A 5344-nucleotide genomic window follows, 5' to 3' on the forward strand; every position below is an offset into this window, starting at 1 on the left:
ATGTGCTCTCCGTGCGAGTCAGGACTGTCCGAGCAGGCGACTTCATATGCCGCCGCGCGGCCGGGGCGAACCCCTCCCAAAGATTTTCAAAAAAGTTGTTGACGCGCGCGTAACGACTCGTCTAATATATCCCTTACGCGATGGACCTGTAGCTCAGTTGGTTAGAGCGTCCGGCTGATAACCGGGAGGTCACAAGTTCGAATCTTGTCAGGTCCACCACTTTCTTTCGCAATAAACACCCCAGCGAGAGCCGAGTCGCCGCTGGGGTGTTTATTACTGTCTCCGTGGGGGTTTAGCTCAGCTGGGAGAGCGCGGGCTTTGCAAGCCTGAGGTCAGGGGTTCGATCCCCCTAACCTCCACCATGATGGACCTGTAGCTCAGTTGGTTAGAGCGTCCGGCTGATAACCGGGAGGTCACAAGTTCGAATCTTGTCAGGTCCACCATCAAAACTGTGAAGAGCCCTGGGGCGTTGCCTCGGGGCTTTTTCTTGTCTGCGATAAATCTCATTTTGGTTTTGTGTGCTGTGCGAAAGATTGGGTAGTATAGCTATTCAATGCGGCGACCCTGCCGCGTGTTAACCGCTACGTACCGGAGGTGTTCCATGGTTCGTGTCGACATAGAGACCATCGTCATGGCCGCCGGTCCCGTGCCATCGCTTATCGTGCTTCGTGAGCGCTGCGGCAAATCGGACTCGCCCGCGCCGCTGCGTTCCCTTTCCATTCAGACTGGTTCGTTTGAAGCTGCTGCCATCAGCCGCGGCATCGATAGCGGCCGCGCCGAGCGCCCGATCACCCATGACCTGTTGCTCGATACCGTTGACGCCCTGGGCGCCAAGCTCGAGCGCATCGAGATCGTTCGCGCCGAGCCGCCGGTGTTCTACGCGACGATTGTCGTACTGGCCGATGGTGACGAGCGCAAGATCGATGCCCGCCCCAGCGATGCCATCGCCCTTGCCGTGCGCAGCAATGCTCCCATGTTCGTGGAGGACGACATCATGAATCGCCTGGGCACTGTTTCTACCCACGCCGAGGAAGTCGACGACGAGCAGGAGTTCGAGAAGTTCGACGAGTTCGTCCATACGCTCTCCCCCGATGACTTCTAAATGCGGGGCGGCCAGGATGCGGAGCGTTCGCTGATGGCCGGCGGTATGTCGGCCGAGGCGGCTGCGATCGCCCGCGAGGCCCAGATGCGCTCGGAGGCTTCTGAGGCGGCTCGCATTGCCTATGTGACGCAGGCCCGCACGCTTCGCGAACGCCGCGGCTCGTTTATCAAGATGGTTGTCATCTCCGCCCTTGTCGCGGCAATCTGCTCGCGCCTTCGTGGTACAGTTGGTGCGCTTGGGTTTTCGATCTCTACGGGCCTCGTGATCTGGGGTGTGGTCGATGCGGTAATGCTGACCAGTCAGATCAAGGTGCTCGACAAGCGCGCGATGGATATGATGCGCGCCCGCGACGCTGCCGCCAAGATCGCCGCCGAGGCACAAGAACTGTAACGACGCCAGACTCGATGGGAAGGTCTAAAGATGGCACAGGATATGCAGGACGCCGGTAACGTCTCCGCCGAGCTCGACGCCATGGTGTGTGACCTCATCGGGGCATTTTTAGACGATCTTGCCGCCGGTGAGAACCCCGGCGTTGTCGTTGCGATCGAAGATGCCGCGTCCAACCGGTATCTGGCGGCACTCGACGAGGACGGCGAGGAGGCATGCCTCGAGGCTGCCACCAACTTTATTTCCGAGCACAAGATGGGTCTTAAGGACGAGGGCCTGGGCCGTATCGCCCGCTATGCCATCGGCTACACCGGCTGCGTCGAGATTGACGGCGGCTATCACGATGCTCTGCTCGTGAGCTTCTTCGAAACCACGCTCGAGAGTGGTTTTTCGGCATATGTGCTGTATGAGGGCATGGGCGCCGGCGATGGTTTTATGTGGAGCGACCCTGAACCTGCAGGTGAGGAAACCCCTCTCATCTAAAATCGCTAAAATAAACGAGTTTTCGGTAAAAGGCTCAATATTCCCGCTGAGCGTTGTATCGCTGGGCGGGCCGCATACGCGTGCCGTTTGTATATGGATAGAAGATAGGGGAACTACATGCGCGTAGACAATCTGAGGAACATCGCCATCATCGCTCACGTCGACCACGGCAAGACGACGATGGTCGACAAGCTCCTGCGTGCCACGGACGCCTTCCGTGCCAACCAGCAGGTCGAGGACCGCGTTCTGGATTCTAACGACCAGGAGCGCGAGCGCGGCATCACGATTCTCGCCAAGAACATCTCTATCGAGTACAAGGACGTCAAGATCAACGTCATCGACACCCCGGGCCACGCCGACTTCGGTGGCGAGGTCGAGCGCGTGCTGCGTATGGCCGACGGCGCCCTGCTGCTGGTCGACGCCTTTGAGGGTCCCATGCCCCAGACCCGCTTCGTGCTGCGTCACGCTATCGACACCGGCCTTAAGATCATGATCGTCATCAACAAGATCGACCGTCCGGGTGCTAACCCCGAGAAGGCCTACAACGACTGCCTGGACCTCATGGCCGACCTGGGCGCCACCGACGACCAGCTCGAGTTCGCCATGGAGCACGTGGTCTACGCTAGCGCTATGAATGGCTTTGCCCGTCTTGACCCCAACGACGGCAACATGGACATGTATCCGCTGCTCGATATGATCATCGACGACATGCCCGCGCCCGAGGTTGACGAGAACGCCCCGCTGGCCATGCAGTGCGTGACCATCGACCACTCCAACTTCGTTGGCCGTATCGGCATCGGTCGCGTGTACTCCGGCACCATCCACCAGGGCGACCAGATCCTGGTTGTCAAGAACGACGGCTCCAGCGCTACCGCTACCGTCAAGCAGCTCTTTACCTTCGACTACCTGGGCCGTACCGAGTGCCAGGAAGTCGGCGCTGGTGACATCGCCGCCGTCGTGGGCATCGATCGCACCGATATCGGCGATGTCTACACCGATATCGAAAACCCCGTTGAGCTCGAGCCCATCGAGATCGACCCGCCGACCCTGTCCATCGTCTTTGAGGCTTCGACCTCCCCGCTCGTCGGCCGCGACGGTGACATCGTGGGCGCCCGTCAGCTCAAGGAGCGCCTGTTCAACGAGGCCGAGAACAACGTGACCATGAAGATCGAGGAGCTCGAGGACAAGAGCGGCGTCGAGGTCTCTGGCCGCGGCATCCTGCACCTGTCCGTCCTGATGGAGTCCATGCGCCGCGAGGGCTTTGAGTTCCAGGTCGGCCGTCCCCGCGTTCTGTTTAAGAAGGACGAGAACGGCAACAAGATGGAGCCCGTCGAGCAGGCCGTCGTCGAGTGCCCGGACGAGTACTCGGGCAAGGTCGTTGAGGTCTTCGGTACCTCCGGCGGCATCATGACGAGCATGGATACCTCGGGCATCGTGACGCACCTTGAGTTCAAGATCCCGACCCGCGGCATCATGGGTCTTAAGAACCGCATCATGAATGTCACCCACGGCGAGGGCGTGTTCTACCACACCTTCCTGGAGTACGGTCCCTACGCCGGCGAGATCGGCAACCGTCAGAACGGCGCCATGATCTCCATGACCACCGAGAAGGCCGTTGCCTACGCTCTGGGTACGCTGCAGGAGCGCGGCCAGCTGTTTGTTGAACCGGGCACCGAGTGCTACGAGGGCATGATCGTGGGCGAGCGCAGCAAGGCCGGCGACATGGTCGTTAACATCGCCCGTACCAAGAACCTGGGCAACCAGCGTTCCTCGACCTCCGATATCTCCGTCCAGCTGGTGCCGCCCCGCACCTTCTCGCTGGAGGAGGCGCTGGAGTATATCGCCGACGACGAGCTGGTCGAGATTACTCCCAAGAATATTCGTCTGCGCAAGCGTCTGCTCAACGCCACCGACCGCAAGAAGGCTGCCGTCCGCGCCGGTCAGGTCAACAAATAAGCGCTGGGCTTTATAGTGTTTAACAAGAAAGGGCGTCGACCGCGATGGTCGGCGCCCTTTTTGGTGCACGGGGATTGAGACGGCCTGCACCACCACAAAGGTGCCTGTCCCCTTTGTGGTAGTTGGTGGTTAAGCGGTGGGGAGTCCCGGCGTGTTAGCCGGCTGCTGCGGCTTGAGGTGGGCGTTGCGCCAGATGATTTGGATGATGTAGCCGAGCATAAAGACAAAGGCCACGCCGCTGATGAAGCCGCCTACGAGGGGAAGCCCCGTGAGGGCGCCTGCGATTACGCCACCAACGGCTGCCATGGCGTAGCGGTTCTGGCTGTGTCCGACCATGCGTGCAATCGCACACCCTGCAAAGGCACTCGACACCAGCGCGATGCCAATGACACCGCACATGAGGGCTCCGGCAAGCGACAGACCGGCGATAGAGATAATCAGCAGTAGGACGGCGGGGACGATAGCAATCGTGCCCAGAAGACCGCTCACCCACAGGGGCATGGGGCGCTGGTGGAGCATACCGGCGGCGCTGGCAGTCGCACGCGGAAAGACGAGCTCGAGCAGCAGAGCGACAAAGCAGGTCGAGAGTGCCGCGGCGACGATACCGCCGATGACATCGTTAACGGTGGAAGTATCCTCGTTCTCGGTGCGGTCGATCTTGAGTGCGCCGACCTCGGCTCCCGCGGCGCGCTCGGGGTCCTCGGAGACGTGCGCGTTCACGGTGCCGGTGATATGGGCGTTCTTGCCCAGGATGAGCTTGTCGGCCCAAACCTCGACATCGCCCTCGACGGTGCCATCGATGGTCACCGTATCGCCCGCAAGCGCTGCCGACTTGGTGGAGCCTCGCAAGGCAACCGTCTCGCCTATCGCGTAGAAACAGTTGGCGGTGCTGTCGGAATTGAGAACGACATGCTGGCCAGCAACGGTCACGCTGCCATCAACCGTGGTCTGGGCGATATCAATCGTGCGCGCCGCAAGACGAATGGCGCCGCCCACCTTGCAGTCGCGAATTGAGAGGGTATCGCCCGCGGCGATGATATCGCGGTCGATGGACACATCATCCAAGTTGAGGGCCTGACCGGCCCAGTACAGGTCACCCTCAACGCCGGACGGATTGGCGTCATTGTCGGTCGCAAGTACGTTGCCTGCGGTGTCCGTGCCGGCGAACGACGCCGTGGGAAGCACGGTGATCGCCAGCGCGATGAGCGCGAATAGGATGGTGATGCGGCCCCATGCTTTACGGCGCTGGGTCAACGGGAATTGATTGCAGGGCATAGTGAATCCTTCGTTAGATACTCGGCATATATCTAACAGGGTACCCAACGCGTGGGCGCTCTAAAAGAACCTCTCGGTTGCATTTCGAAAGGTCGTGCCGTGCCTTGATTATCGACTTTATCCGAACACCTCCCACATTCA

5 protein-coding genes and 3 tRNA genes are annotated in these 5344 nt (G+C 60.5%); 7 read left to right on the forward strand and 1 reads right to left on the reverse strand.

The window, feature by feature from the left end; all coding sequences use genetic code 11:
• The first annotated feature begins 142 nt into the window (after positions 1-142).
• From DW136_RS09670 to typA, 7 genes are all read left to right on the forward strand, one after another.
• Positions 143-219: transfer RNA gene (locus DW136_RS09670), tRNA-Ile, on the forward strand.
• A gap of 67 nt (positions 220-286) precedes the next feature.
• Positions 287-362 (forward strand) — tRNA-Ala (locus DW136_RS09675).
• A 4-nt stretch (positions 363-366) separates the two neighbouring features.
• Positions 367-443: transfer RNA gene (locus DW136_RS09680), tRNA-Ile, on the forward strand.
• A gap of 158 nt (positions 444-601) precedes the next feature.
• Complete coding sequence (locus tag DW136_RS09685; protein WP_118289507.1) at positions 602-1102, forward strand: bifunctional nuclease family protein; 501 nt, start codon at positions 602-604, stop codon at positions 1100-1102.
• Positions 1103-1492 carry a hypothetical protein gene (locus tag DW136_RS09690; RefSeq protein WP_118289508.1) on the forward strand — a complete coding sequence of 130 codons (390 nt, stop codon included), beginning with the start codon at positions 1103-1105 and terminating at the stop codon, positions 1490-1492. It begins immediately after the preceding gene.
• Between the two features lie 30 nt (positions 1493-1522).
• Entirely contained in the window at positions 1523-1972 is a 450-nt protein-coding gene (locus DW136_RS09695) for a hypothetical protein (protein WP_089572580.1), read from the forward strand.
• Between the two features lie 117 nt (positions 1973-2089).
• Positions 2090-3928, forward strand: coding sequence for a translational GTPase TypA (gene typA / locus DW136_RS09700; protein ID WP_118289509.1), 1839 nt, complete (start codon positions 2090-2092; stop codon positions 3926-3928).
• A 129-nt stretch (positions 3929-4057) separates the two neighbouring features.
• Here the strand turns inward: typA and DW136_RS09705 are convergent, their stop codons facing one another.
• Positions 4058-5203, reverse strand: a complete 1146-nt coding sequence (locus tag DW136_RS09705; protein ID WP_118289510.1) for a polymer-forming cytoskeletal protein — start codon at positions 5201-5203, stop codon at positions 4058-4060.
• Positions 5204-5344: the final 141 nt, after the last annotated feature.

Origin of the sequence: Collinsella sp. AM12-1, from assembly GCF_003472325.1 — a bacterium.
Classification (GTDB): domain Bacteria; phylum Actinomycetota; class Coriobacteriia; order Coriobacteriales; family Coriobacteriaceae; genus Collinsella.

Bases quoted from the DNA above. Each gene is read 5' to 3' on its own strand.
- DW136_RS09690 (WP_118289508.1), top strand. From the start codon at position 1,103: ATGCGGGGCGGCCAGGATGCGGAGCGTTCGCTGATGGCCGGCGGTATG.
- DW136_RS09705 (WP_118289510.1), bottom strand. From the start codon at position 5,203: ATGCCCTGCAATCAATTCCCGTTGACCCAGCGCCGTAAAGCATGGGGC.
- DW136_RS09685 (WP_118289507.1), top strand. From the start codon at position 602: ATGGTTCGTGTCGACATAGAGACCATCGTCATGGCCGCCGGTCCCGTG.
- typA (WP_118289509.1), top strand. From the start codon at position 2,090: ATGCGCGTAGACAATCTGAGGAACATCGCCATCATCGCTCACGTCGAC.
- DW136_RS09695 (WP_089572580.1), top strand. From the start codon at position 1,523: ATGGCACAGGATATGCAGGACGCCGGTAACGTCTCCGCCGAGCTCGAC.